General features: G+C 70.3%; 17 protein-coding genes. 5 read left to right on the top strand and 12 right to left on the bottom strand.

Annotated features, from left to right (window positions below; genetic code table 11):
* Positions 1 to 4: 4 nt before the first annotated feature.
* From glgB to WS95_RS00060, 8 genes are all read right to left on the bottom strand, one after another.
* Entirely contained in the window at positions 5 to 2,212 is a 2,208-nt protein-coding gene (gene glgB, locus WS95_RS00095; protein ID WP_059821618.1) for a 1,4-alpha-glucan branching protein GlgB, read from the bottom strand.
* On the bottom strand, positions 2,209 to 5,619 hold the full coding sequence (treS, locus tag WS95_RS00090; protein WP_059821761.1) for a maltose alpha-D-glucosyltransferase: 3,411 nt from the start codon (positions 5,617 to 5,619) through the stop codon (positions 2,209 to 2,211). Before treS ends, glgB begins: the two co-directional genes overlap by 4 nt.
* Positions 5,619 to 9,011, bottom strand: a complete 3,393-nt coding sequence (locus WS95_RS00085; protein WP_059821616.1) for a maltotransferase domain-containing protein — start codon at positions 9,009 to 9,011, stop codon at positions 5,619 to 5,621. The genes treS and WS95_RS00085 overlap by 1 nt, the downstream gene beginning before the upstream one ends.
* A 150-nt stretch (positions 9,012 to 9,161) precedes the next feature.
* Positions 9,162 to 9,650 (bottom strand): phage protein NinX family protein, encoded by a 489-nt coding sequence (locus WS95_RS00080; RefSeq protein ID WP_059821615.1) that lies wholly within the window; start codon positions 9,648 to 9,650, stop codon positions 9,162 to 9,164.
* A 30-nt stretch (positions 9,651 to 9,680) separates the two neighbouring features.
* Positions 9,681 to 10,472, bottom strand: coding sequence for an endonuclease/exonuclease/phosphatase family protein (locus WS95_RS00075; RefSeq protein WP_034209226.1), 792 nt, complete (start codon positions 10,470 to 10,472; stop codon positions 9,681 to 9,683).
* Complete coding sequence (locus tag WS95_RS00070; protein ID WP_059821612.1) at positions 10,463 to 12,661, bottom strand: VTT domain-containing protein; 2,199 nt, start codon at positions 12,659 to 12,661, stop codon at positions 10,463 to 10,465. The genes WS95_RS00075 and WS95_RS00070 overlap by 10 nt, the downstream gene beginning before the upstream one ends.
* Positions 12,658 to 12,996 carry a hypothetical protein gene (locus tag WS95_RS00065; RefSeq protein ID WP_059821610.1) on the bottom strand — a complete coding sequence of 113 codons (339 nt, stop codon included), beginning with the start codon at positions 12,994 to 12,996 and terminating at the stop codon, positions 12,658 to 12,660. The genes WS95_RS00070 and WS95_RS00065 overlap by 4 nt, the downstream gene beginning before the upstream one ends.
* Positions 12,993 to 13,688 carry an MgtC/SapB family protein gene (locus WS95_RS00060; RefSeq protein ID WP_059780008.1) on the bottom strand — a complete coding sequence of 232 codons (696 nt, stop codon included), beginning with the start codon at positions 13,686 to 13,688 and terminating at the stop codon, positions 12,993 to 12,995. Before WS95_RS00060 ends, WS95_RS00065 begins: the two co-directional genes overlap by 4 nt.
* A 176-nt stretch (positions 13,689 to 13,864) precedes the next feature.
* Here WS95_RS00060 and WS95_RS00055 point away from each other — a divergent pair, with 176 nt between their 5' ends.
* From WS95_RS00055 to WS95_RS00040, 4 genes are all read left to right on the top strand, one after another.
* Positions 13,865 to 14,107, top strand: a complete 243-nt coding sequence (locus WS95_RS00055; protein WP_034209223.1) for a DUF6566 family protein — start codon at positions 13,865 to 13,867, stop codon at positions 14,105 to 14,107.
* Positions 14,108 to 14,178: 71 nt separating this feature from the next.
* The gene (locus WS95_RS00050) at positions 14,179 to 14,886 is read left to right on the top strand and encodes a succinate dehydrogenase/fumarate reductase iron-sulfur subunit (RefSeq protein ID WP_059500499.1); all 708 of its coding nucleotides are present in this window, start codon (positions 14,179 to 14,181) and stop codon (positions 14,884 to 14,886) included.
* A 432-nt stretch (positions 14,887 to 15,318) separates the two neighbouring features.
* Positions 15,319 to 15,504, top strand: a complete 186-nt coding sequence (locus WS95_RS00045) for a hypothetical protein (RefSeq protein WP_059821608.1) — start codon at positions 15,319 to 15,321, stop codon at positions 15,502 to 15,504.
* A 507-nt stretch (positions 15,505 to 16,011) separates the two neighbouring features.
* Positions 16,012 to 18,003: an alpha-galactosidase gene (locus WS95_RS00040; RefSeq protein ID WP_257139504.1), complete on the top strand. Its 1,992-nt coding sequence runs from the start codon at positions 16,012 to 16,014 to the stop codon at positions 18,001 to 18,003.
* A gap of 145 nt (positions 18,004 to 18,148) precedes the next feature.
* Here WS95_RS00040 and WS95_RS00035 read toward each other — a convergent pair whose 3' ends face one another.
* Complete coding sequence (locus WS95_RS00035) at positions 18,149 to 18,823, bottom strand: HAD family hydrolase (RefSeq protein WP_034209221.1); 675 nt, start codon at positions 18,821 to 18,823, stop codon at positions 18,149 to 18,151.
* Positions 18,824 to 19,022: 199 nt separating this feature from the next.
* Here WS95_RS00035 and WS95_RS00030 point away from each other — a divergent pair, with 199 nt between their 5' ends.
* Complete coding sequence (locus WS95_RS00030) at positions 19,023 to 20,207, top strand: sugar transporter (RefSeq protein ID WP_059821606.1); 1,185 nt, start codon at positions 19,023 to 19,025, stop codon at positions 20,205 to 20,207.
* Here the strand turns inward: WS95_RS00030 and WS95_RS00025 are convergent.
* From WS95_RS00025 to WS95_RS00015, 3 genes are all read right to left on the bottom strand, one after another.
* Positions 20,204 to 21,394, bottom strand: a complete 1,191-nt coding sequence (locus tag WS95_RS00025; RefSeq protein WP_257139503.1) for a helix-turn-helix domain-containing protein — start codon at positions 21,392 to 21,394, stop codon at positions 20,204 to 20,206. The two genes, WS95_RS00030 and WS95_RS00025, sit on opposite strands and share 4 nt — an antisense overlap.
* A gap of 167 nt (positions 21,395 to 21,561) precedes the next feature.
* A complete protein-coding gene (locus tag WS95_RS00020; protein WP_059821604.1) occupies positions 21,562 to 22,689 on the bottom strand; it encodes an NAD(P)-dependent alcohol dehydrogenase in 1,128 nt (375 codons plus the stop codon).
* A 14-nt stretch (positions 22,690 to 22,703) separates the two neighbouring features.
* Entirely contained in the window at positions 22,704 to 24,173 is a 1,470-nt protein-coding gene (locus tag WS95_RS00015; protein ID WP_059821602.1) for a benzaldehyde dehydrogenase, read from the bottom strand.
* Positions 24,174 to 24,365 lie beyond the last annotated feature (192 nt).

Here is a 24,365-nt window from a genome sequence, read left to right as displayed (position 1 = left end):
TAAATCAAGCAGGTGTCAGCCACAGCGTGGCGAGCGGCGGCAGTCGCAAGGTCGCCGACCACGCCTCGCCGTGGGCGGGCACGGCTTCGGCCCACACGGCGCCGTCGTTGCCGGCGTTGGTGCCGCCGTACGACGCGGCATCGGTGTTCATCAGTTCGCGCCAGTGACCCGGCGCGGGCAGCCCGAGGCGGTATCCGGCGCGCGGCACGGGCGTGAAGTTGCAGACGGCGACGACCAGGTGCCCCGCGTCGTCGCGGCGCGCGAACGCGAACACGCTGTTGTCGCGGTCGTCGCCGATTAGCCAGGAGAACCCGGCCGCATGGCAGTCGAGCGCATGCAGTGCCGGCTCGGCCGCATACGCGCGGTTGAGGTCCCGCACGAGCCGCTGCACGCCGCGATGCGCGGGCGCGTCGAGCAAGTCCCAGTGCGGCGACGCATCGTGCGCGAACTCGGCCCATTGCGCGAATTCGCTGCCCATGAACAGCAGCTTCTTGCCGGGATGCGCCCACATGAAACCGAAATACGCGCGCAGCGTCGCGAGCCGCTGCCACGCGTCGCCGGGCATCTTCGCGACAAGCGAACCCTTGCCGTGCACGACCTCGTCGTGCGACAGCGGCAGCACGAAGCGCTCGGAGAACGCGTACACGAGCCCGAACGTCATGCGGTCGTGGTGATAGCGGCGATAGATCGGGTCTTCATGCAGATACGCGAGCGTGTCGTGCATCCAGCCCATGTTCCACTTGAAGTCGAAGCCGAGCCCGCCGTCGCCGGTCGGCGCGGTGACGCCCGGCCACGCGGTCGATTCTTCCGCGACGGTGACGACGCCGGCCGGCGCGGCCGCACCGTGCAGCGTGTCGTTCAACCGGCGCAGGAACGCGACCGATTCGAGATTTTCGCGGCCGCCGTATACGTTCGGCACCCATTCGCCTTCCTTACGCGAATAGTCGCGGTACAGCATCGACGCGACCGCGTCGACGCGGATGCCGTCGACGTGATAGCGGCGCGCCCACGCGAGCGCCGACGCGACGAGGAACGCGCCGACCTCCGTGCGCCCGACGTTGAACACGCAGGTGTTCCAGTCGGGATGCATCCCCTCGCGCGGATCGGCGTGCTCGTACAGCGCGCTGCCGTCGAATTGCGCGAGCCCGTGCGCGTCGTTCGGAAAATGCGCGGGCACCCAGTCGACGAGCACGCCGATGCCGGCCGCATGCGCGCGATCGACGAACCGCGCGAAGCCGTCGACCGGTCCGAAGCGCGCGGACGGCGCGAACTGCGCGAGCGGCTGGTAGCCCCACGAGCCGCCGAACGGGTATTCGGCGATCGGCATGAACTCGACGTGCGTGAAGCCCATGCCCTTGACGTACGGAATCAGCCGCTCGGCCAGCTCGTCCCAGGTCGCGCTGCGCTCCATTTCCTCGGGGATGCGCAGCCACGACTCCGGATGGACCTCGTAGATCGACCACGGCACGCGATAGCGGTCGTGGCGCGGCCGCGCCTGCATCCAGCCGTCGTCGTGCCACGCGAACGCGTCGAGCGCCGCGACGTCGGCGACCACCGACGCCGTGCGCGGCGGCGCTTCGGTCGCGCGCGCGCACGGATCGGCCTTGTGCGGCAGCACGCGCCCGTCGGCCGCGCGCAGCTCGTACTTGTAGCGCTCGCCCGCGCCGATGCCCGGCACGAACAGCTCCCACACGCCCGACGGCCGCCGCAGCCGCATCGGATGGCGGCGCCCGTCCCAGCCGTTGAAATCGCCGACCACCGAGACGCGCTGCGCGTTCGGCGCCCATACGGCGAAGCGCACGCCGTCGGTATCGTCGATGCGCACGGGCGTCGCGCCGAGGCACTCGAGCACGGCGGCCGGATCGCCGGCCGAGAAGCGCGCGAGCGCCGCGTCGTCGAGCAGTGTGCCGAATGCGTACGCGTCGTCGGTCACCTGGTGCGCACCGGGCCAGTCGATCGCGAGCAGGTAATGGGGCCAGCCGCCGTCGTGCGCGATCGTCCCCGCGAAGCAGCCGGCGCGGTCGATGCACGCGAGCGCGCCGAGCTCGGCGCCGTCCGGCGCCAGCGCGCGCACCCGTTCGGCGCCGGGCAGCAGCGCCCGCACGACGATCCGGTCGGCCTGTTCGTGCGGGCCGAGGCACGCGAACGGGTCGGGATGCCGGCCGGCGAGCAGTGCGTCGATGTCGGCGCGTTCGAACAGCGTGTCGGTCATGGGTGTCCTCCGTCGTCGGGCGGCACGCCGTCGTCGAGCAGGCGCTCGACCAGCGCCGCGAGCCCGCCGACCGGCACACTCAGCCAGTCGGGCCGGTTCGAGGCTTCGTAGCACAGCTCGTACGACGCCTTGTCGATCAGGAACAGCGCGAGCAGGCGGTCCGCGTAGCGCGGGTCGACGAAGCGCGCGGGCGCGAGGTCGGCGGCCGCGCGATAGCATTCGACGAAGCGGTCGGCGGCGGCCTGCCCGAAGCGGTCGAACAGCGCGCGCTTGCGGCCGGCGGCTTGCGGCGGCGCTTTCTCGATCGCGAACTGCGCGGTCGCGCTCACGTACGACAGCGAGCGCAGCAGGCCGGCCACGTCGCGCAGCGGGTGCGACTTCGCGCGACGCCGCTCGAGCGGGCGCGCCGGTTCGCCTTCGAAGTCGATCAGCAGCGCGTCGCCCTGCACGTCGAGCACCTGGCCCAGATGAAAATCGCCGTGAATCCGCGTGCATTGCGCATCGAGCGTGCGCGGCACGAGTTCGCCGAGCGCCAGCACGGCCGCGTCGCGCGACGCGAGCAGCGCGTCGGCCGATGCGCGCGTGGCCGCATCGAGCGCGTCGAGCCGCGTGCGCAGCACGTCGAGCGCACGCTCGAACGACGCGATCGCGTCCACGCACCAGCCGTCGACGTGCTCGGGCGTCGCGCGTTCCGGCGCGAACGCGGGATCGTCGGACGGCTGCGCGAGCGCGACGTGCAGCTGGCCGAGCCGCGTGCCGACGATGCCCGCGAACGCCGCGTAGCCGAGCAGCGCATCGGGCGCTTCGTCCGTCTCGGCGGCCTCGCCGTCGTCCGCGGCCGGCAGCGCGAGCTCGTCGATCGCGCGCCGCAGGAAATCGAACGAACGCGTCCATGCGTCGCCCTGGTTGTCGACGTAGCGCTGCAGGATCGCGACCGTGTGCGGCGAACCGTCCGGATCGACGTGCACGACTTCGCCGGCCAGCGTCGCGGTGTTCGCATAGCCGATGCGCGTCAGGTGCCGGCTCATTTCCGCTTCCGGATGAACGCCGTGCGCGACCTTGCGCACGAGCTTCAGCACGATCGCGTCGCCGATCACGAGCGAGCTGTTGCTCTGCTCGGCCGCGAGCCAGCGCACCTCCGCGTCGTCGCCCGGGTCCAGGCCGGCGAGCGCGTCTTCCGGAAGAAAGTCGAGCCGGCCGCCGTCGGCCGTCGGCACCGTCGCGCCGTCGCGCAGCTTGCGCAGCATCCCGCGCGCGAACGCCGGCAGCGCGAACGCGTCGGTCAGGTAGCCGACCGTGTGGCCGCGCCGCACGCGCGCCAGGGCCAGTTGCGTGAACAACGGATGAGACGTCTCGCCGCCCCACGCGGTCGCGAGCGGCACCACGTAGCGTTCGACGCCGCCGTCGCTCGCGGACACCCACGCCTCCGCATACTGGAACGGCTCGTCCGCCACCGGCGTGACGACGTTCAGCCACGCGTCGCCGATCGCGCGATCCTTCGACGCGAACCAGCGCCGCCGCGCGAGCCACGACGCGAGCGCGTCGTGCGCGAGCGCATGCAGTTGCGAGACGTCCGGCCGCGTATCGCCGCGCCGCATCACGAGCGTCACGTATTCGGGCAGCGGCTCCGCATGCGGCTGCCGCCACGACGGCTCGCGGCCGTGCTCGGCGAGCACGAACCACAGGAATCCGTACGGCGGGAAGGTGAGCAGATACGGGAGCTGGCCGATCGGCGGAAACGGCGAATCGGACGTCATCTCGATCGGCACGCGGCCCGCGAATTCGGACAGATCGAGTTCGACCGCCTGCGACGCGCGCGACAGGTTCGCGACGCACAGCACCGGCTCGTGACCGTCCAGCTCGCGCAGGTACGCGAGCACCTTGCGGTTCTCCGGACGCAGGAAGCGGATCGTGCCGCGCCCGAACGCCTGCGACGCGCGGCGCGTCGCGAGGATGCGGCGCGTCCAGTTCAGCAGCGAATGCGGATCGCGCGTCTGCGCCTCGACGTTGACCGCGTCGTAGCCGTACAGCGAGCCCATCACCGGCGGCAGCACGAGCAGTTCCGGGTCGGCGCGCGAGAAGCCGCCGTTGCGATCCGACGACCACTGCATCGGCGTGCGCACGCCGTCGCGGTCGCCGAGGTGGATGTTGTCGCCCATCCCGAGCTCGTCGCCGTAGTAGATGACCGGCGTGCCGGGCATCGACAGCAGCAGCGAATTGATCAGCTCGATGCGGCGCCGGTCGCGCTCCATCAGCGGGGCGAGCCGGCGCCGGATGCCGAGATTCAGCCGGGCGCGCCGGTCGCTCGCATAGGCCTGCCACAGCAGGTCGCGTTCCGAGTCGGTGACCATCTCGAGCGTCAGCTCGTCGTGGTTGCGCAGGAACACGGCCCACTGGTTGCTCGGCGCGAGCGCCGGCGTCTGCCGCATGATGTCGAGGATCGGGAAGCGATCCTCGCTCGCGATCGACATGTAGATGCGCGGCATCAGCGGGAAGTGGAACGCCATGTGGCATTCGTCCTCGTTGCCGAAGTATTCCTGCACGTCCTCCGGCCACTGGTTCGCCTCGGCGAGCAGCATCCGGTTCGGATACTCGGCGTCGATCGTCGCGCGGATCCGCTTCAGGATCGCATGCGTCTCCGGCAGGTTCTCGTTGTTCGTGCCTTCGCGCTCGACGAGGTACGGCACCGCATCGAGCCGCAGCCCGTCGATGCCGAGGTCGAGCCAGAAGCGCATCACCTGGATCACTTCGCGCACGACGGCCGGGTTGTCGAAGTTCAGGTCCGGCTGGTGCGAATAGAAGCGGTGCCAGTAGTACTGGCCGGCCACCGGGTCGTGGGTCCAGTTCGACGTTTCGGTATCCAGAAAGATGATCCGCGTGCCCGCGTATTTCGTGTCGGTGTCGGACCACACGTAATAGTCGCGATGCGTGGAGCCCGGCTTCGCGCGGCGCGCGCGCTGGAACCACGGGTGCTGGTCCGACGTGTGGTTGATCACGAGCTCGGCGATCACGCGGATGCCGCGCGCATGCGCTTCGCGGATGAAGCGCCGCACGTCGGCCAGCGTGCCGTAGTCGGGATGCACGTCGCGGTAGTCGGCGATGTCGTAGCCGTCGTCGCGGCGCGGCGACGGATAGAACGGCAGCAGCCAGATCGTGTCGACGCCGAGTTCGGCGATGTAGTCGAGCTTCGCGATCAGGCCGGGGAAATCGCCGATGCCGTCGTTGTTCGAGTCGTAGAACGACTTCACGTGCACCTGGTAGATGATCGCGTCCTTGTACCACAGCGGATCGTCCGCACAGAGCGCGGGTTCGCGGCGGCGCGCGCGGCGCCGGCGCGGCGTGCCGGCCGGCGCGAGCGACGGGAACTGCGCGCGCCGTACGTCGTCGAGGGAATCTTCGCGTTTCATCATCCGTGGGCTCCCGAGGAGGGTCGGGCGTCGTCCGGTGCGGGCGCCGCCGCCCGCGCGGCGCCCGGAGACGGCGCGAGCCGCCAGATTGCGTACGGCCGCACGTGCGGATCGAGCGACACGTACTGGCGATGGCCGCGCCAGGTTTCCGCGTGCGCGGCGTCCTGTTCGAGCGCATCGAGCGGTTCGCCGTCGGCCAGCCCGAGGCCGCGCCACAGCGCCGCATCGAGCGTGAAGTTCGCGGCCTGCGGATGCCACGGGTCGAGGCTGATCGCGACGGCCACCACGCTGTCGAACGCGGGCGTCGCCTTCGTGAAGACGAGCACCGAATCGTTGTCGGCCTCGACGAACGCGAGTCCGAGATGCGTCTGCAGCGCCGGATGATCGCGCCGCGCGCGGTTCAGCCGCGCGATTTCCGTGCCGATGTGCGCGGCCTTGCTCCAGTCGCGCGCGCGCAGCTCGTATTTCTCGGCATCCGCGTATTCCTCGCTGTCCGGCAGCGGCGCCGATTCGCCGAGCTCGAAGCCCGAGTACAGGCCCCACGAGCCGGCCAGCGTCGCCGCGAGCGCCGCGCGGATCACGAACTGCGAGCGCGGCGCGTTCTGCAGGTGGCGCGGGTTGATGTCGGGCGTGTTGACGAAGAAGTTAGGTCGGAAGAATTCGCGCGCGGGGCCGGCCGTCAGCTCGGTCAGATAGTCGATGAAGTCGCGCTTCGACTCGCGCCACGTGAAGTACGTGTACGACTGCGAGAAGCCGACCTTGGCGAGCCGGTACATCATCCCCGGCCGCGTAAACGCCTCGGACAGGAACACGACATCCGGATGCCGGCCGCGCACGTCGGCGATCATCCACGCCCAGAACGGCAGCGGCTTCGTGTGCGGATTGTCGACGCGGAAGATCCGCACACCCGCGTCGACCCAGAACAGCACCGCGTCGCGCAGCGCGAGCCACAGGTCGGGCAGCGCGTCCGGCGCGTAGAAATCGGGGTTCACGATGTCCTGGTAGCGCTTCGGCGGATTCTCCGCGAAGCGCAGCGAGCCGTCGGGCCGCCATGCGAACCAGCCCGGATGCGCGGCGAGCCATGGATGATCGGGCGAGCACTGGATCGCGAAATCGAGCGCGATCTCGAGTCCGTGCCCGCGCGCGGCGTCGACCAGCGCGCGGAACGATTCGAGCGTGCCGAGTTGCGGATGCACGGCCGTGTGCCCGCCGTCGGGGGAGCCGATCGCGTACGGGCTGCCGACGTCGTCGGGGCCGGCGGTGAGGCTGTTGTTGCGGCCCTTGCGGGCGGACGTGCCGATCGGGTGGATCGGCGGGAAATACAGCACGTCGAAACCCATGTCGCGGATGCGCGGCAGATGGGCGATCACGTCGTCGAACGTGCCGTGCCGGTGCGGGTCGTCGCTCGCCGAGCGCGGAAACATTTCGTACCAGCTCGAGAAGCGCGCCTTGCGGCGCTCGACGTCGACCGGGTAGGTCGTCGCGTCGTGCGTGACGAACGGGCGGTAGCGCAGCGCCGCGAACGCGTCGGCGAGCGCGGGCGCGCCGATCAGCGCGAGGCGGTCGTCGGGCGACGCGTCCTTGAGCTCGGCGGCGAGCCGTTCCATCTGCGCGACCGCGCGCGGATCGGCCGGCTCGGCGAGCTTCAGCGCGGTCGCGAGCAGCAGTTGCGCTTCGCGCACCTCCAGCGTCACGTCCTGGCCGGCCGCCCGCTTCTTCGCGATGTCGGTGACCAGCGACGCCCAGTCGTCGCGCCACGCGATCACGCGAAATTCATGGCGACCGAGCCGGTCGAGCATGACGCGCGCATGCCAACGGTCGTTCGGCTCGGCGTCGAACGGGATTTCGCGCCAGGCATCGTCGTCGGCGGCGCGCCACTGGAGCACGGCCGCCAGATGCGCGTGCCCGTCCGTGAAGATCGACGCACGAACGACGAGCGGCTCGCCGATCACGCGCTTGATCGCGAAGCGGCCGTCGTCGACCGACGGCTCGACGCGCTCGATCGCGATCCGGTCGGCCGCGAGCGCCGCCGACAGCACGGTGCGCTCGCGCGCGGCGTCGGGGCGCGCGGCGACGGGCGGCGCCTGCCACGCGTGCAGCAGCGCATACGCGCCGGGCGCGAGCGTGAACGGCTCGAGCGCGGCAGGCGGATGCGTGTGCGCGCCGTCGTGCGTGGCGACGCGCGTGAAACCGCCCGGCACGCCGGGCAGGATCGTCGCGGGGTCGACCGTGGCCGGCGCGTCGAGATCGGGATTCAACGCGATCAGCAACGCCGTGTCGTCGTGTTCGAGCAAGGGGCCGGTGCCGCGCAGCAGCGCGGTCGCATGCGCGCCCGGCGCGCTCAGTTGCACGATCTCGCCGCGGGTCGCCACGACGGGCGTGGCGCGGCGCCACGCATTCGCATCGGCGACGGTGCCCGACAGGTCGAAACGGGCGTGTTCGAACGCGGCGCGGTAGCGTTCGGCATCCGCGTCGCGGGCCATCAGCGGCACCGTCACACCGCGCTCGAAGCCCATCGGCACGAGCCAGCCGGTGCCGACGGCGGCGGCCGTCCACAGCGCGCGGCGATACGCGCGGGCGACGGTGTCGTCGGGTGCGTCGGGCCAGTCGTCGGCGAGACGCGGGCCGTCCGGCGCATCGGGAAACGCGATCGGCGCGCCGATGCGCCGCAGCAGCCGGTGTTCGTCCGCGAACCACGGCGCGCGCAGGTCCCACCAGCGCACCGATGAGAACACCGCGTCGAAGCCGGCGGTTTCGAGCTGCGCGAGCGCGTCGCGCGCATGGCCGGGCACGCCGGCGAGCACGGCGACGTCCGGGCGCGCACGGCGCAGCGCCGCGCGCCAGCCGGGCCACCAGTCAGCCGGCAGATGATGGGGCGCGTCGATCAGGAAGCCGGCCGCGCCCGCGTCGGCGAACGTCGCGAGATGCGCGCACCACCATGCCGAGAGCGCGTCGCGCGCCGCTGCGTCGCCGGCGTTCGCCTGCGCGATATCGAGCGCGTGCGCGGTGCCGCGCGGGTCGATCAGCGCGTCGTCGTGCGTGTGCTCGACGTACCAGTCGGGATGGTCGGCGCGCAGCGGGTTCTCGCGTGCGATGCGATCCGGCACGACTTCGAGCAGCAGGCGCAGCCCGTGGCCCTTCGCCAGTTGCGCGAGCCGCGAGAAGGTTTCGAGTGCGCTCGCGCGCGTCGCGAACGACTGCGCCGGCCGCCGGAAATCGGCCACGTGGCGCGGAAAGCCAGCGACGCTCGCGGCCCAGAACGCACCGACGAGCACATGATCGAAGCCCATGCCGGCGATATGCGCGAAGGTGGGCGGCCACGCGTCGAGCGGCCCCACGAGGCGGGCGTCGCAGAAGTAGAGGTGTGGAGCGAACGGCGGTGTGGAGTCCATGGCGTGGCGCGGGCGAGTGGCGGCGAGCGGTAAAGCCGGTGCGTCGCAACGCGCGTGCCTGCTGCGCGACCGCCGGCCGGGCAGGCGTCGGCGGGAATGCGGATTGAAGGGGACTGTCGTTTTTACATGACCGCCGACTCGCGCCTGCACTCACATGCGCGGAATCGACCGAATATCCGAACTGTCGCCCGTCGCCGGGTCGTCGTCCGAAGTTGGAATCGGCACCCCCGGGTCATACCGCACCACCTCGCCATGTTCGATCCGGTGCGGGAACGGCGGCGGCTCGCCCACCTCGTCGCCGAAGCGCGCGCGCACGAACGCACGCAGCAGCGCTTCGCGGGCCGTGCGGCCGCGGGCGCCGCAGGTCGACGGGCCGTCGACGAAGGTCGCGTCGCATTCGACGGTATCGCCGTGGCCGGCGATCCGAAGGTCGATCACGCGATCGAGCACCGCGCCCGCATCGGCCCACGACGCCGATGGCGCGAACGGCGCGTCGAGGTGCCGGAGCGCGTCGCACGCGGCCGTCACGACGACGGTGGGCGAGACGGCCGTGAAGCGCAGCGTGTCTTCGTCATCCGCGCACAACGCGCGGGCGCACCAGTAATCGAGATTCTTTCCGTCGAGGGCGTCGGTTCGCATGAGCGGGCTCCGTCGGATCGAAAAAAATGCTCATCGCGCAAGCGCCGTGCCCGTCGCGGGCGTCGCGCGCATCCGCGCCACCAGCGGGTAGTGATCGGACGCGTGCCGCGCCCGCGCGCTGCGATGCACGACCACGTCCACCAGCAGTTCGCCCGGATGGATCCAGATCCTGTCCAGCGAGAACACCGGCCACACGGTCGGGAACGTGCGCGGCGCCGGCGCGCGCCGGAACCGCGTGACGAGCGCCTGCAGCGCGCGGCCGCGCACGAACCATTCGTTGATGTCGCCGAGCAGAATCACCGGCATCGCGCCCGTATCGAACGCCGCGAGCAGCCGCTGCACCTGCGCGCTGCGCTCGCTGGCCGACAGCCCGAGATGGGTCGCGACCACGCGGATCGGGCCGGCGCTGCAATCGATGTCGGCGTCGAGCGCGCCGCGCGGCTCGCGCGGGTGGAACGACAGGTCGAGCGTGCGCGCCGCGCGGATCGGACAGCGCGACAGCACCGCGTTGCCGTAGCGGCGCTCCGGCGTGTCGATCGTCGGGCCGGCCACCGCGTGCATGCCGGTCGCGTCGCGCAGGTGCGCGAGCACGTCCGGCGCCCGCGTGCCGCCGAGCGGCACTTCCTGCAGCGCGATCACGTCCGCGTCGAGCTCGTCGATCACCGCCGCGATTCGGTCGGCCGCGCGCGCGTGCCACACGCCGTAGCCGCCGCGGATGTTGTAGGTCGCGATCCGCAGGTCGCGTCCGCCCGGCGCGGCGACGGGCGCCGCGTCGGCGGCGACGACGTGCGGCGGCGGGGCCGCGTGCGTGCTCAGCGCCATCGTCGCAACACCCTCACGAGCAGGATCGACACGCCGACGAGCGCGAGGCCGATCGCCGCGAGCCACGCGAACGCGCCGGGCCGCGGATGGCTGAGCGCGGCGGTCAACTGGTGCGCGAACGTGACGGTCAGCACGATGCCGGGCAGCATTCCGAGCGCGGTGCCGATCAGGAAGTCGCGCAGCCCGATGTGCGACGCGCCGGCGACGAGGTTCACGACGGTGAACGGCGCGATCGGCAGCAGCCGCAGCACGGCCATCGCGACCACGCCGCGCCGGCCGATGTGCTCGCTCAGCCGGTTCGCACGCGGGCCGGCGAGCCGGCGCACCGCGTCGCGTCCGAGCCAGCGACCGAGCGCGTAGGTCGCCGCGGCGGCCGCCATCGAGCCGACCCCCGCATACGCGAAGCCCGGCCACGCGCCGAACACGAGCCCCGTCGCGGCGATCAGCAGCGTGATCGGCACCGCGCAGGCCGCCGCGACCACGTAGGCCGCGAGCAGCAGCACCGGCGCGGCCGGCAGCCGCGCGATGCCGGCCACCGCGCGCGACAGCGACGCGACGTTCAGGTACCCGCCCAGCGGCGTGAAGCGCCACGCGAGCGCCAGCGCGGCGATGGCGAGCACGATCGCCCCCAGCACGAAAAAGCGCGCGGTGAGCGAGCGATGCTGCTCGTGCGGCACGAATTCGCGGACGAACCGGTCCGGCTCGATCGGTTGCTCGGGGTCGAGCCGCGCGCTGACCGGCACGAGCGCCTCGAATTGCGGCGACACGGCCGGGTCGAGCGTGCGCAGCGTGCGGCCCGGCTTTGCGCGCAGCCGGTCGAGCACGACGTTCGGCCGTTCCCCGCACGCGAACGCGTCGGCCACCGCATCGGGCGTCGTGCCGAGATGCTCGGCCAGCAGCCGCTCGCGCATGCGCGCGATCGCGCCGCGAACGCGGGCGTCGCCGGCCGCGACGAGCGCGATGCAGCATTCGGTATCGAGCAGCATCGAGCGGTTGTTCAGGTTCGCGCTGCCGATCACGATGCATTCGTCGTCGACGATCGCGACCTTGCTGTGCACGTTCACGCACGCGTCGCCGAGCCCGTCGACGTGCGGATACAGCAGCCGGTAGCGGTCGAAGCGGTCGGCCGACGCGAGCGTCGCGTGCAGCCGCGCGCGCAGCACGCCCATCGTCGCTTCCTGCAGCCAGCCGCTCTGCACGCGCGGCGCGACGACCGTCACGTCCGGCCCGTGCGCGTCGGCGAGGCGCGCGGACAACGTTTCGCGCACGACCGCCGCGGTGAAGTACTGGTTTTCGACATACAGGTGCCGCTGGGCGGCGCGGATCGCGTCCTCGACGAGCGCGCGCACCTGCCGCACCGGCTCGCGGCCGCCGTGGCGCGGCGCCGTATACGCGATGCCGAGCCGCACGTCGCGCACGTCGACGCGCGCATCGGGCGGCCACGGATCGTCGTCGTCCGCCCGGTCGAGATGGCGCTGCGCGCGGATCGCGATCGGGCGTCCGCATGCCTGCAGCCAGCGGGCCCGCGCCTGTTCGCCGATCGCGGCGGCGGCATCGCCGTCGAACATCGCGTGCACGTCGTGGAACGGCCCGTACGGCATGCCGTGCTCGTCGCGGCGGCGCGGGTCGTCGGCCGCATGCGCGGGCGTGTCCCAGCGGGCGCGCGTCAGGTCGAGTCCGCCGACGAACGCGAGCCGGTCGTCGATCGCGACCAGCTTCTGGTGATGCGACGCGCCGCGCGGGTGCGCATCGTCGAGCCGGAACCGGATGCCGCGATGCGCGCGCCAGCCGGCCCGATACACGGGCGGCCAGTCGCGCTCCAGCGCGTAGATCATCGCGAAGTCCCACGCGAGCACGTAGATGCGCAGGTTGTGGCGGGCGGATGCGAGCGCGTGCAGAAAGGCCGCGAGCGTGTCGGGCAACGTGTCATCGGCGCCGCCCGGCGCGAGCCGCATCCGGCTGTCCACATCCCAGCCGACGATGAACACCGTATGGCGTGCGCGCAGCAGCGCCGCGCGCAGCGTCGAGAAGTACGCGTCGCCGTCGACCAGCATCGCGAAGCGGTCCGCGCCGCGGATCGCGTCGCAGTTGCGCCCGCGCTCGAGCAGGCCGTGCTGCAGCGGGCCGTCCGCCGGCGCGGCGTCGAGCCGACCATCGTCGGCGCGGGCGATGCGATCCGGCACGATCATCGGGCGCCGACGTCCCGGTCGCCGTCGAGCCACTGCAACAGCGCATCGCAGCGCGCGCGCAGCGCCTGCAGTTCCGGCGAATCCGCGTCGAGCCGCACGCGCTCGCCGCTGTGCGGATCGCCGTGCGCGACCGCGATCTCGTAGATCTCCTGCGCGATCGTCGTCGACGCGTGCGCGATCCTGATCCGGTCCAGCCAGTCGCATTCGGCGTGGCGGCACGCGAGCCACGCGCGCAACGCGCCGACCAGTTGGCCGGTCGTGAGCCAGGCCCCGCTGCGCATGCGCGCGGCCAGTTGGCTCGTCACGAGATAGGAGAGCAGGTCGGTCTGGGTCACGCGAAACTCCTTGACGAGGTGTCGGGTCGACAGGTCCGTACGCACGCGATGTTTTGCAGCGTCTCGCAGATCGCCGCGAATTCCGGCCCGCTCGTGCGCGAGAACGAGACGGAGATGTCGTCGGTGTCCGGATCGTCGTCCGACTGCTGGACGATGAATCGTTTCACGCGCACGCGGCCGGGGCCGAGCGCTTCGTGCAGCGTGCCGAGCGTCAGCCCGCCGCGCTCGGCCACGAGCAGCAGCGTGCGCTGCTGGCGCTGCGCGATGAAGCGGCGCTCGAGCGGCTTCACGCCCGCGAGGATCGCGAGCACGATCGCGGTTGCGCCGATCGACGCAACCACCATGCCGCCGCCCGCGGCGAGCCCGACGCCGGCCACCGCCCACAGGCTCGCGGCCGTCGTCAGCCCGCGCACCATTTCGCCGCGCAGCAGGATCGAGCCCGCGCCCAGAAAGCCGATGCCGGACACCACCTGCGCGGCGACCCGCGACGGATCGAGCACGACGCCGTTTTGCCCGCGCACGTCCTCGAAGCCGAACGTCGACACCAGCATCACCAGCGCGGCGCCCACGCACACGAGCATGTGCGTGCGCAGCCCGGCGGCCCAGTTCAGGCGCTCGCGTTCGAGCCCGATCACGCTGCCGAGCAGCGCGGCCAGCAGCAGGCGTCCGAGTAATTCGAGGTGGCCGATCATGATCTGCATTCCTTCCGGCCCTGCGCGAGGCGAGCCCGTTGCGCTTCGACGCGGAAAAGGGACGCAAGCGGCGTGCCGGCCGGGCACGGCGCGTGCGCACGAGGCCGACGGCGTGCGTGGCGCGCCGCCGGCGCGCATTTTTTGCATCGCCATCGCAGATAAGACAGGAGGCCACCGTGGCACATCAACAGGACGCACAGGTTCGGGACCCGTATCGCGGTCATGAAATCCTCGTATGGGCGCGGCCCAACGAGCGAGGCGCGTGGCGCGACGAGGTGCAGGTATACGCCGCCGGCGCGCGCATCGAACTGGCCGTACCGGAGGCCGCCGGCCCCGAATGGCTGACCGAGGTCGAGGCGCTGCGCGCGGGCGTCGAGCGCGGCCGCTATCTGGTCGACAAGCGCGTGGACGACGATTGACCGGCATGGCGCTTGCGGCGCCGTCCCGCAGCATCCCGTGAACCCATGCCGGCCCGCGCCGGGAGGAACCGATGAGCGATCCGCGCACCCTGCATATCTACCGCTACGATCCCGATCGCGACGCGCAGCCGTACCTGCAGCGCTACGAGATCGACGTGGACCCGGCCGACCGCATGCTGCTCGACGTGCTCGGCCGCGTGAAGCGCGACGACGAGACGCTCGCGTACCGGCGCTCGTGTCGCGAGGGAATCTGCGGCTCGGACGCGATGAACATCAACGGCAAGAACGGCCTCGCATGCCTGACCAACATGCAGACGCTGCCGCGCGAGATCGTGCTGCGGCCGCTGCCGGGGTTGCCGGTGGTGCGCGACCTGATCGTCGACATGACCGACTTCTTCAACCAGTACCACTCGATCCGGCCATACCTGATCAACGACACGACGCCGCCCGCGCGCGAGCGGCTGCAATCGCCGGAAGAGCGCGACCAGCTCGACGGGTTGTACGAATGCATCCTGTGCGCGTGCTGTTCGACGTCGTGCCCGAGCTACTGGTGGAACCCGGACAAGTTCGTCGGGCCGGCCGGGCTGCTGCAGGCGTACCGCTTCATCGCCGATTCGCGCGATCTGGCGACGGCCGAGCGGCTCGACGATCTCGAGGATCCGTACCGGTTGTTTCGCTGCCGGACGATCATGAACTGCACGGACGTGTGCCCGAAGGGGCTGAATCCGACGAAGGCGATTTCGGAGATCCGGACGATGCTGGTCAGGCGGACGGTGTGACGCGCGACGCCTGAATGGTTGCCGTGGAACTGATGACAATACCGCGATCAGTCGTTGCAGCAGAGGTCGTCGCGCCGTCCAGCCGTCCATCCTGGAAGGCGACATGGCGATGAAGCGCGACGCGCACGACTTCGATGGGTCGTCGTGGAAAGGTCTATCGCTTCGGCATGGTTGCCGGCTGAAACTATGAGTAGCGCATGACGTGGGTCGTGGTCGCTGCGTCATTCGCAATGTGTCTCAGGATCACCGTGCTGGAGGCCCCAACGTAAGTTCGATGCTCGACCATGTGCCTCCGATCGTTCTCGGTCTTCAGCGCACGAACCTCGAATCCCGGTTCGCGTGCCAGGGGTGACCTTCAATCCCGTGCATTTGTCCGCTTGGCCCGCCTCCACGCCTCACCGCGGTCATCTTTTTGGTCCCATATAAATCGCCTTGACCGTCAACGTCTGGATGAACGCGATTGTCCGGACGCGCGCTGCGATCATGAATAAGGATACCGAATCAATACTGCGGCATGTGTACGCGATCAAGCGCGCATTTGCGATGCAGGAGCATGCGATAGTCGCGATCCGCGCCGAAATCGAGACGCAGGGCCTGCGGGGCATGTCGACGCGATGAGCGGGTTGCTCGCGAGTTTGTCGGACGCGTGACCCGGCTGCTCGGCTCTGCATCGATGGGATCGGACAGCAAGACGACGCTATCCACGCCGACGGGAGCGGTCCGGAAGCATGAGCGTGTCAACCGAAATTGATTGAATCGGTTAAATAATTGCATCTTTCGGCTTGATTGTGGAAATGATCCCAGTATCTGGCCGCGCGTCGCAAAGATTGAATAAACGCCAAGGAACTCACTAATCTGCGAACGCGTGCCGCGCACACGGGTACGCGCCACTCAAATAATCTGGAGACGCAGATGAATTTGAAAAATAAGTTAGGAATATTGACTGTCAGCATGCTGCTGGCGGCTGGCGTGATATCAGGGTGTGGCGGTGACGATGCGAGCCCCGCCTCCGTCAACAGCAGCGTCGCGATGGCGGCTACCGGAGCGGGCGGTACCGAGACGGCCGCGATTTCCGACAGTGACACGACGACGGACGCGGCACCGTCCGCGCGAAAGCAGATCGCCGTGAATCCTCCGCCGATGGGCTGGTCGTCATGGAACAGCCTCGCGGAAGATGTCAGTTTCGATACGATCAAGGCGCAAGCGGACGGGTTGGCCAAGCTGAACGAGAGCATTGCGTCGGGCAACAAATACCAGTATGTGAATATCGACGAAGGCTGGTGGACCTCCCGAAAGCGCGACGCGAACGGCAACTTCATCATCAACGTCGACATGAACGGCAATCCCACCAACCAGTGGCCGGGCGGCATGAAGGCGATGGCTGACTACATTCACGGCAAGGGGCTGAAGGCGGGCATCTATATCGACTCCGGGCCGCAAGGCTGCGGCAGCACGAACGGCGTGCACTTCGTCGGCAGCGATTACGCGCACTACGATCACGATTTCCTGCAGTTCGCGCAGTGGGGCTACGACTTCGTCAAGGTCGACTGGTGCGGCGGCAGCGCGGCCGGATACGACCCGCAGCAAGCGTATACGGCCATCTCGCAGGCCATTCAGAAAGCCTACGCCGCGACCGGAAAGCTGCTGGTGCTGAACATGTGCGACTGGGGCACGTTGGGCAAGAGCGGCTATCCCGATGCAGGGTTGGGGCCGTGGGCCTGGGGCGCGGGGATCGCCACGTCGTGGCGTACGACGGGGGACATCTACGGCCCCGGAAGCGGCGTTCCGAAGTTCGGCTCGGTGCTGGGCAACTTCAACGGAAACTATCATCCGGAAGGGCAGCACACCGGCTACTACAACGATCCCGACATGATGGTTGCCGGCATGGGCATGACGGCGGCGAACGATCTCGCCCACGTGAATCTATGGGCGATCGCCGGCGCGCCGATGATCCTCGGCAACGATCTGTCGAAGCCGCTTTCGAGCGACAGCGTGACCCTGCTCACCAACCCCGAACTGATCGCGATCGACCAGGATGCGCTGGGACTGCAGGGATTGAAGGTCGCGGACGCCAACGGGCAGCAGATCTGGGCGAAGCTGCTGGCCGGCAGCGGAAGGCGTGCGGTCCTGCTGTTCAACAACGGCGCCGCGGCGAGCCCGATGACGGTGACGTGGAAGCAACTGGGGCTGGCTGCGGGCACCCGGGCCACGGTGCGCGATGTCTGGGCGCACAAGAATCTCGGCACGGCCGCCGACGCCTATACGGTCGCGAGCGTTCCGGCCGGAGGCACCGTGATGCTGGTGCTGCGCGGCAAGGACGCGCCGTCGTCCACGTTCCTGCCGAGCACGCTGTCGGGGGGCGCCGCGTATGCGCATTGCATCGATTGCGCGAGCGGCAGGAAGGTCACGGGGCTGGGCACGGTGACGTTCAGCGACGTCGCGTCGTCGACGGTCGGCGGCTTCGTCCAGATCGCTTACCTGAATGCCGGGCCGGAAACCGCCAAAGCGCAGCTCGGCGTGAACGGCGGCAATCCGACGACGGTGGCATTTCCGCCTGCCGGCAAATCCGTCGGCACCGTGACGGTATACGTCGGGCTGAAGTCGGGGCTGAACACGTTGACGCTGTCGAGCCTCGACGGTGCCACGCCGGCGCCCGAGATCGCATCGGTCGCCGTGGTGGCCGGACCGGTGAAACTGCCGCCCCCGCCTCCGCTGGCGTACGAAGCCGAGGCGCCCGGCAACACGCTCGGTGGCGCGGCGCGCGTTGCGCCCTGCAACGGCTGCTCGGGCGGCCAGGACGTCGGCTACATCGGCAACGGCGATGGAACCAGCAACGGCACGCTGACGATCAACGGCATCAACGTGGCGGCGAGCGGGACGTACAGTGTGTCGGTCAGCTACGCGAACGGCGATGGGGCGCCGCGTAATGCGCAGATCAGCTTCGACGGCGCGACGCCGGTCACGGTATCGTTCCCGTCGACGGGCGGCTGGGGGAACGTATCGACGCTGACGGTGACCGGCACGTTCCAGCAGGGCAGTGCGAACACGCTGCGATTCTCGAACCCCACGGGCTGGGCGCCCGACATCGACGGCATCGCCGCTCCGGTGAAGCAGTAACGACGACGCGCGCGGCCTGCTGGTTCGGGCAGGCCGCGCCTTCACGTCGAGCTTGTCGCCCACGGAAGCTGCCGGAAACCTGCATGCGATTGCCGCACCGGCCCTCGTGTGGGCCGGTTGCCGACATCGACAGGCCGCCCGGCGCTCAGGGCCGCGCCGCCACCTCGTCGAGGTGCCACAGCAGGTCCGCCGGATCGTCGTACACGCGCAGCGCGCCGGCGCGTTCCAGTTCGTCGCTGCCGTACCCGCCCGATAGCAGGCCGACGCCGAGCGCGCGGCAGCGGGCGGCCGCGAGCATGTCCCAGATGCTGTCGCCGACCACCACCGTATGCTCGATCGGCACGTTCAGCTTCGCGGCGGCGGTCAGGAACAGGTCCGGGTCCGGCTTCGCATACTTCACCTGATCGCGCGTGACGACCACGTTCTTCGCCGGATCGACGCCGAGCGCCTCAAGATTGATCGCCGCGGTTTCCATCCGCCCGCTGGTCGCGATCGCCCAGCGGATGCCGGCATTCGACAGCGCGGCCAGCAGCTCGCGCGCGCCCGGCAGCGGCCGGACCTGCGCGCGCAGCCGCTGGTACGCGGCCGCATGCAGCCGCGCGAGCCGCTCGACGCGCGCCGCGTCGATGTCGCCGGCCGTCTCGCGCAGCAACTGATTCAGGAACAGGCCGCCGCTCATCCCGATCTTGCGGTGGATGCGCCATACCGACAGCTCGATGCCTTCGGCGTCGAGCGCTTCTTTCCATGCAAGCACGTGCTGATAGACGCTGTCGACGAGCGTGCCGTCGAGATCGAACAGAAATGACGTTTCAATACGCATGCGAATCTCCTGGCCCGGTAGCGTTCGGGCAAATCGTCGGCAAAACCCGGTTCGTCACATTATCGGCGCGCGGCCGTGTCACCGCCATGTCCCGCGCGGCACGCGCCGCGTCCGCGGCAGTGTGTCGAACGGCGCTGGTACAATCGCGCCGATGCGCCGGGCGGGCCGCCCGCGCGCCCAACCTTCGCCGAATTCCCGTATGGCAACCCCCGACGCCGTCAGTTCCGAACAATCGTGGTGGGGCGTTCTGGCCCTGGCACTCGCCGCCTTCATCTTCAATACCACCGAATTCGTGCCCGTCGCGCTGTTGAGCGCGATCGGCGACAGCCTGCAGATGCAGCCGACCGCGGTCGGCCTGATGCTGACGATCTACGCGTGGGCCGTTGCGGTCGTATCGTTGCCGCTGACGTTCGTCACGCGTCACGTCGAGCGCCGCAAGCTGTTGAGCGTCGCGCTGCTGCTGTTCGTCGGCAGCCACGTCGTGACGGGCGTCGCGTGGAATTTCACGGTGCTGATGATCGGCCGGCTCGGCATCGCGTGCGCGCATGCGGTGTTCTGGTCGATTTCGGTCCCGCTCGCCGTGCGGCTCGCGCCGAGCGACCGCAAAAGCCGTGCGCTCAGTCTGCTCGCGATGGGCTCGGCGATCGCGATGGTGGCCGGGATTCCGCTCGGCCGCGTGATCGGCGAGGCGTTCGGCTGGCGCGTCACGTTCCTGATCATCGCGGGCGCGGCGGGCGTCGCGTTGCTGCTGCTGCGCGCGACGTTGCCGTTGCTGCCGAGCCAGGGCGCAGGCTCGCTGAGCAGCATCGGGGTGTTCCTGCGCAAGCCGGCGCTGGTCGCGCTGTACGCGATCACCGTGCTCGTCGTGTCCGCGCACTTCACGTCGTACACGTACATCGAACCGTTCGTGCAGAGCGTCAACCATGCGAGCAGCAGCCGGATCACGTACGTGCTGATCCTGTTCGGCGTCGCCGGCCTGCCGGCCGCGGTCTGCTTCAATCGCCTCTATCCGCACCGGCCCGACGATTTCCTGCTGGCGTCGATCGTCGCGCTGTCGGGCTGCCTGCTGATCCTGTTCCCGTGCGCGCTGAACATCGTCACGCTGTCCGTGCACACGCTGGCGTGGGGCGGCGCGATCGTCTGTTTCGGGCTGGCGATGCAGGCGTGGGTGCTGAAGCTGGCGCCGGAGGCGACCGACCTGGCCGTATCGATCTATTCCGGGTTGTACAACGTCGGCATCGGCGCCGGCGCGCTGCTCGGCAACCATATCGCGGGCGACTTCGGGTTGCCGTGGATCGGCACCTTCGGCGGCGTGGTCGCGATCTTCGCGGCCGGGATCGCGTGGCTCGCGTTGCGGCTGCACGAGCGGCGGGCAGCGGCTTAGGGCTTCGTCCCGAATCGCCGATGCGGCCCGTCGGGCTGGATTCCCGCCGTATCGAGCTGTCGAAGTTTCGCGTACAGCGTCGTGCGTGAAATGCCGAGTTGCCGGGCGGCCGCCGACACATTGCCGTCGTGCTCGTCGAGCGCCCGGCGGATCGCATCGAGCGACTGTTCGTGCAGGCTCGCCTGCGGACCCGCGGCCGGCGCCGCGTTGCATACGTCGGCGGCGTCTTCGAGCCCATCGGCCCGACGCGCGACCGTCGCGCGATCGAGCGGCGCACGCACGGTGCGCACCCATACGTGGCTACCGTCGTCGCGCGCGATCCGCTGCGGCGTGCGCGACGGCGTCAGCAAGCGACGCTGTTGCGCGGGCGTCGCGCCGGGAAACAGCTGCCGGAGATCGTACGGCCCGAGCGGCCCTTCCGGCGCGAGATCGAGCATCCGGCGCGCCAGCCGGCTCACCGCGCGCACGCGGCCCGCTTCGTCGAGTGCGACGACGCCGGCGAGCGGCGTGCCGAGCCAGCGCGCGTCATGCTGAACCTGCAGCAGATGGCAGTCGCGCAGCATCGCATAGAGCCGCTGCTCGGCGGACAGCGACGCGTGCCGGAACGACTCGCGCAACTGCGCGACATTGCGCCGGCCGACGCCGGTGATGTCCAGCGCGCCGATCACTTCGCCGTCGAAGCCGACCAGCGGCACCGCGAGACAGAACACTCGCGAAAACGCGTCGAGATAGTGCTGCGCGCCCGCGACGACGGTTTCGGCGCCGTCGTGGATCACGCAGCTCGGGGCGGTCGTGCCGATGTTCGGTTCGACGATCCGGCGTCCAGTGACGATCGGCGTGAGCAGCGCGTCGTCGCATTGCGGGCTGCGCCGTACATGGACGATCGTGCCGTGCGGATTGACGCACATGATCGTCCATTCGTTGCCGCCGAATGCGGCCCACAGCGGCTCGATTTCCTGCACGACGCAGCGGGTCAGCCGCCGGTCCGCGCGCGATTCGTCGAGTTCGCGCTGCATCTCATAGCGGGCGGTTTGCCACGGCCGCAGCCCGGCGTCGCGCGAACGCAGCCACGAGCGCGCGACGCTGGCCGGCAAGGCCGTTTCCGGCAGCGGCTCGCCCGCGGCGAAGCGGGCGCGGAGCCGGTCGAGGTCGACCGGCCGAGACAGGGATTCGGGGGCTGGCTTCACGCTGCGCTCCAGTTGGGTCGATGTCCGGGCCGGGTGTTGCCGGCCCGGCGTGTCGCGCGAATGCGTAATATAGCCCGGTGCCCGAAGCCGGGTATTTTCGTTCCCGGCAACGGCGTCCACCGCATGACGCCGGTTGGCGTCGGCGGGCGGCCGGCGGTGCCCCGCACCTACTGCGGCAAACGCAGGATCGGCTTGAGCGTGCTCCCGTCGCTGCTGTCCGCAGCCGCCTGATTGATCTGGTCGAGCGGATAGAACTTCACCAGCCGGTCGAACGGAAACCGTCCTTGCAGATGCAGTTGCACGAGTTGCGGGATGAACGTCTGCGGCACGCTGTCGCCTTCGACGATGCCGCGGATCGTGCGGCCGCCGAGCAGCAGGCTGTTCACGTCGAATTCGGCCTTCGTGCCGAGCTTCGGCGCGCCGACCACGCCCATCGTGCCGCGCGAGCCGAGCGCTTCGATCCCTTGCGACAGCACGGCCGGCAGCCCAGTCGATTCGAGCGCGAAGTCGGCGCCGCCGCCGGTGATCTCGCGGATCGCGTCGACGACGTCGACTTCCCGGCTGTCGATCGCGTGCGTCGCGCCGAGCTCGAGCGCCAGCGCGAGCCGCGACGGCACGATGTCGACGGCGATGATCGTCGTCGCGCCCGCGATGCGCGCGGCCATCACGGCGCTCATGCCGACCGCGCCCGCGCCGAAGCTCGCGAAGCTGCTGCCCGGGCGCACCGCCAGCGAATGGATCACCGCGCCCGCGCCGGTCTGGATCCCGCAGCCGAGCGGGCCGAGCAGTTCGAGCGGCGCTTCCTTCGGCACCTTGATCGCGTTGTTCTCGCGCGCGAGCGCGTAGCTCGCGAACGACGACTGCGCGAAGAAATGATCGTGCAGCGGTTGCCCGGCTTCGTCCCGGATCGCGGTCTGCCCGTCGGCATCGGCGCCGCCGAAATTCAGCGCGAAGAACTGCCGGCAATACGCGCCGTGACCGCCGACGCACGACGCGCAGTGGCCGCACGCGCCGTAGGTCAGCACGACGTGATCGCCCGCCGCGAGCGTCTTCACGTTCGGGCCGACCGCCTCGACCACGCCCGCGCCTTCGTGACCGAGCACGGCCGGCAGCGGCACCGGATAGTACTGGTCGCGCACGATCAGGTCGGTATGGCACAAGCCGGTCGCGACGACGCGCACCAGCACCTCGTCGCCGCGCGGCGCGCGGATCCGGGCCGCTTCGATCGAAAAGGGCGCGCCGGCGGCGCGCGCGACGGCCGCGGTGACGGCGCGTGTATCGTGTTCGGTGTACATGGTCGGTCTCCTCGTCAAATCGGATAGAGCGGCGCTTCGCCCTTGATCGTCAGCCACTGCCACTGCGTGAATTCTTCCCAGTTTGCCGCACCGCCGATGCTCGAGCCGTTGCCCGACGCGCCGACGCCGCCGAACGGGTTGATCGCCTCGTCGTTGACCGTCTGGTCGTTGATGTGCAGCAGCCCCGTGTTCAAGCGCTCGCCGATGCGCAGCGCGCGGCCGACGTCGGCGGACAGGATCGCCATCGACAGCCCGTATTCGGTCCGGTTCGCGAGCGCGATCGCGTCTTCGTCGGTATCGAACGGCACGACGACCGCCACCGGCCCGAAAATCTCCTCGTCGAAAGCCGGATTGCCCGGCGCGACGCCGCTCAGCACGGTCGGCTCGAAGAACAGGCCGCGATGGCCGCCGCCCGTCTCGACGCGGGCGCCCGCGCGGCGCGCCGCGTCGACCAGGTTCGCGGCATGGTCGCGTTGCGCGGCGTTGATCAGCGGGCCGAGGCCGACGTCGCCGGCGGCCGGGTCGCCGACGCGCAGGCTGCGCGCCTTCTCGACGAGCTTCGCGACGAAGCGATCGTGAATCGCGCGCTGCACGAGCACGCGGCCGGTCGCCATGCAGATCTGGCCTTGATGCAGGTACGCGCCCCATGCGGTGTTGGCGATCGCGCGGTCGAGATCGGCATCGTCGAGCACGATCAGCGAGTTCTTGCCGCCGAGTTCGAGCGACACCTTCTTCAGGTGGCGGCCCGCCGCTTCGCCGACCTTGCGCCCGGCCGCGGTGGAGCCGGTGAACTGGATCATCGCGACGTGCGGATCGGCGACCAGCGCCGCGCCGGCCGCGCCGTCGCCGGGCAGCACGTGCAGCACGCCTTCGGGCAAGCCGGCGAGCTCGAACACGCGCGCGATCGCGACACCGCCGCATACGGCGGTGCGCGGATCGGGCTTGAGCACGACCGCGTTGCCGAGCGCGAGCGCGGGTGCGACCGCACGCATCGCGAGGTACAGCGGGAAGTTGAACGGCGAGATCACGCCGACCACGCCGCGCGGGCGGCGGCGCGCGAGCGACAGCCGGCCGGCTGCGGACGGGAGCACTTCGCCGGCCGCGCGCGATGGCAGGCCGGCTGCTTCGTGGAGCGCCTTGATCGTGACCGACGTTTCGAACGCCGCCTTCGCGCGCGTCGAGCCGCTTTCGCGTACGAGCCAGTCGACGATTGCGTCGAAGTGCGTTTGCGCGACGGCCGCCGCGCGGCGCAGGACCGCTGCGCGCTCGTCGTAGGGCAGGGCGAACCATGCGGGCTGGGTGCGGTGGGCGGCGGCCGATGCTTCGGCGATGGCCGCGCCGTCGGCTAGACCGATGCGGCCGAGCGTGTTGCCGGTCGCCGGTTCGATCACGTCGGACGCGTGCGGGCTCGCGTGCCAGCGTCCGGTGAAGGTCTTGCTGCGCCAGACGTCGGGGTCGAATAGGGCGGGGTGGGTGATATCCATGTGCGCTCCTGGGGAAATCGGATCGGCCGGGGCGGGGGGGGGGGGGGGCGGCGCGGGGGGGGGTGGGGTGGGCGGCGGGGGGGAGGGGGGGGGGGGGGGGGGGGGCTTGGTGGTGGCGCGGGGGGGGGGGCGGGCCGGGGCGCCGGGGGTGGGGGGGGTGTTTGGCCGCGGGGGGGGGGGGGGGGAGGGGGG

Source organism: Burkholderia sp. MSMB1826 (genome assembly GCF_001526325.1).
GTDB lineage: Bacteria > Pseudomonadota > Gammaproteobacteria > Burkholderiales > Burkholderiaceae > Burkholderia.
Note: the sequence above shows the minus strand (reverse complement) of the source record. Positions and strands in the feature narration are given on the sequence as shown.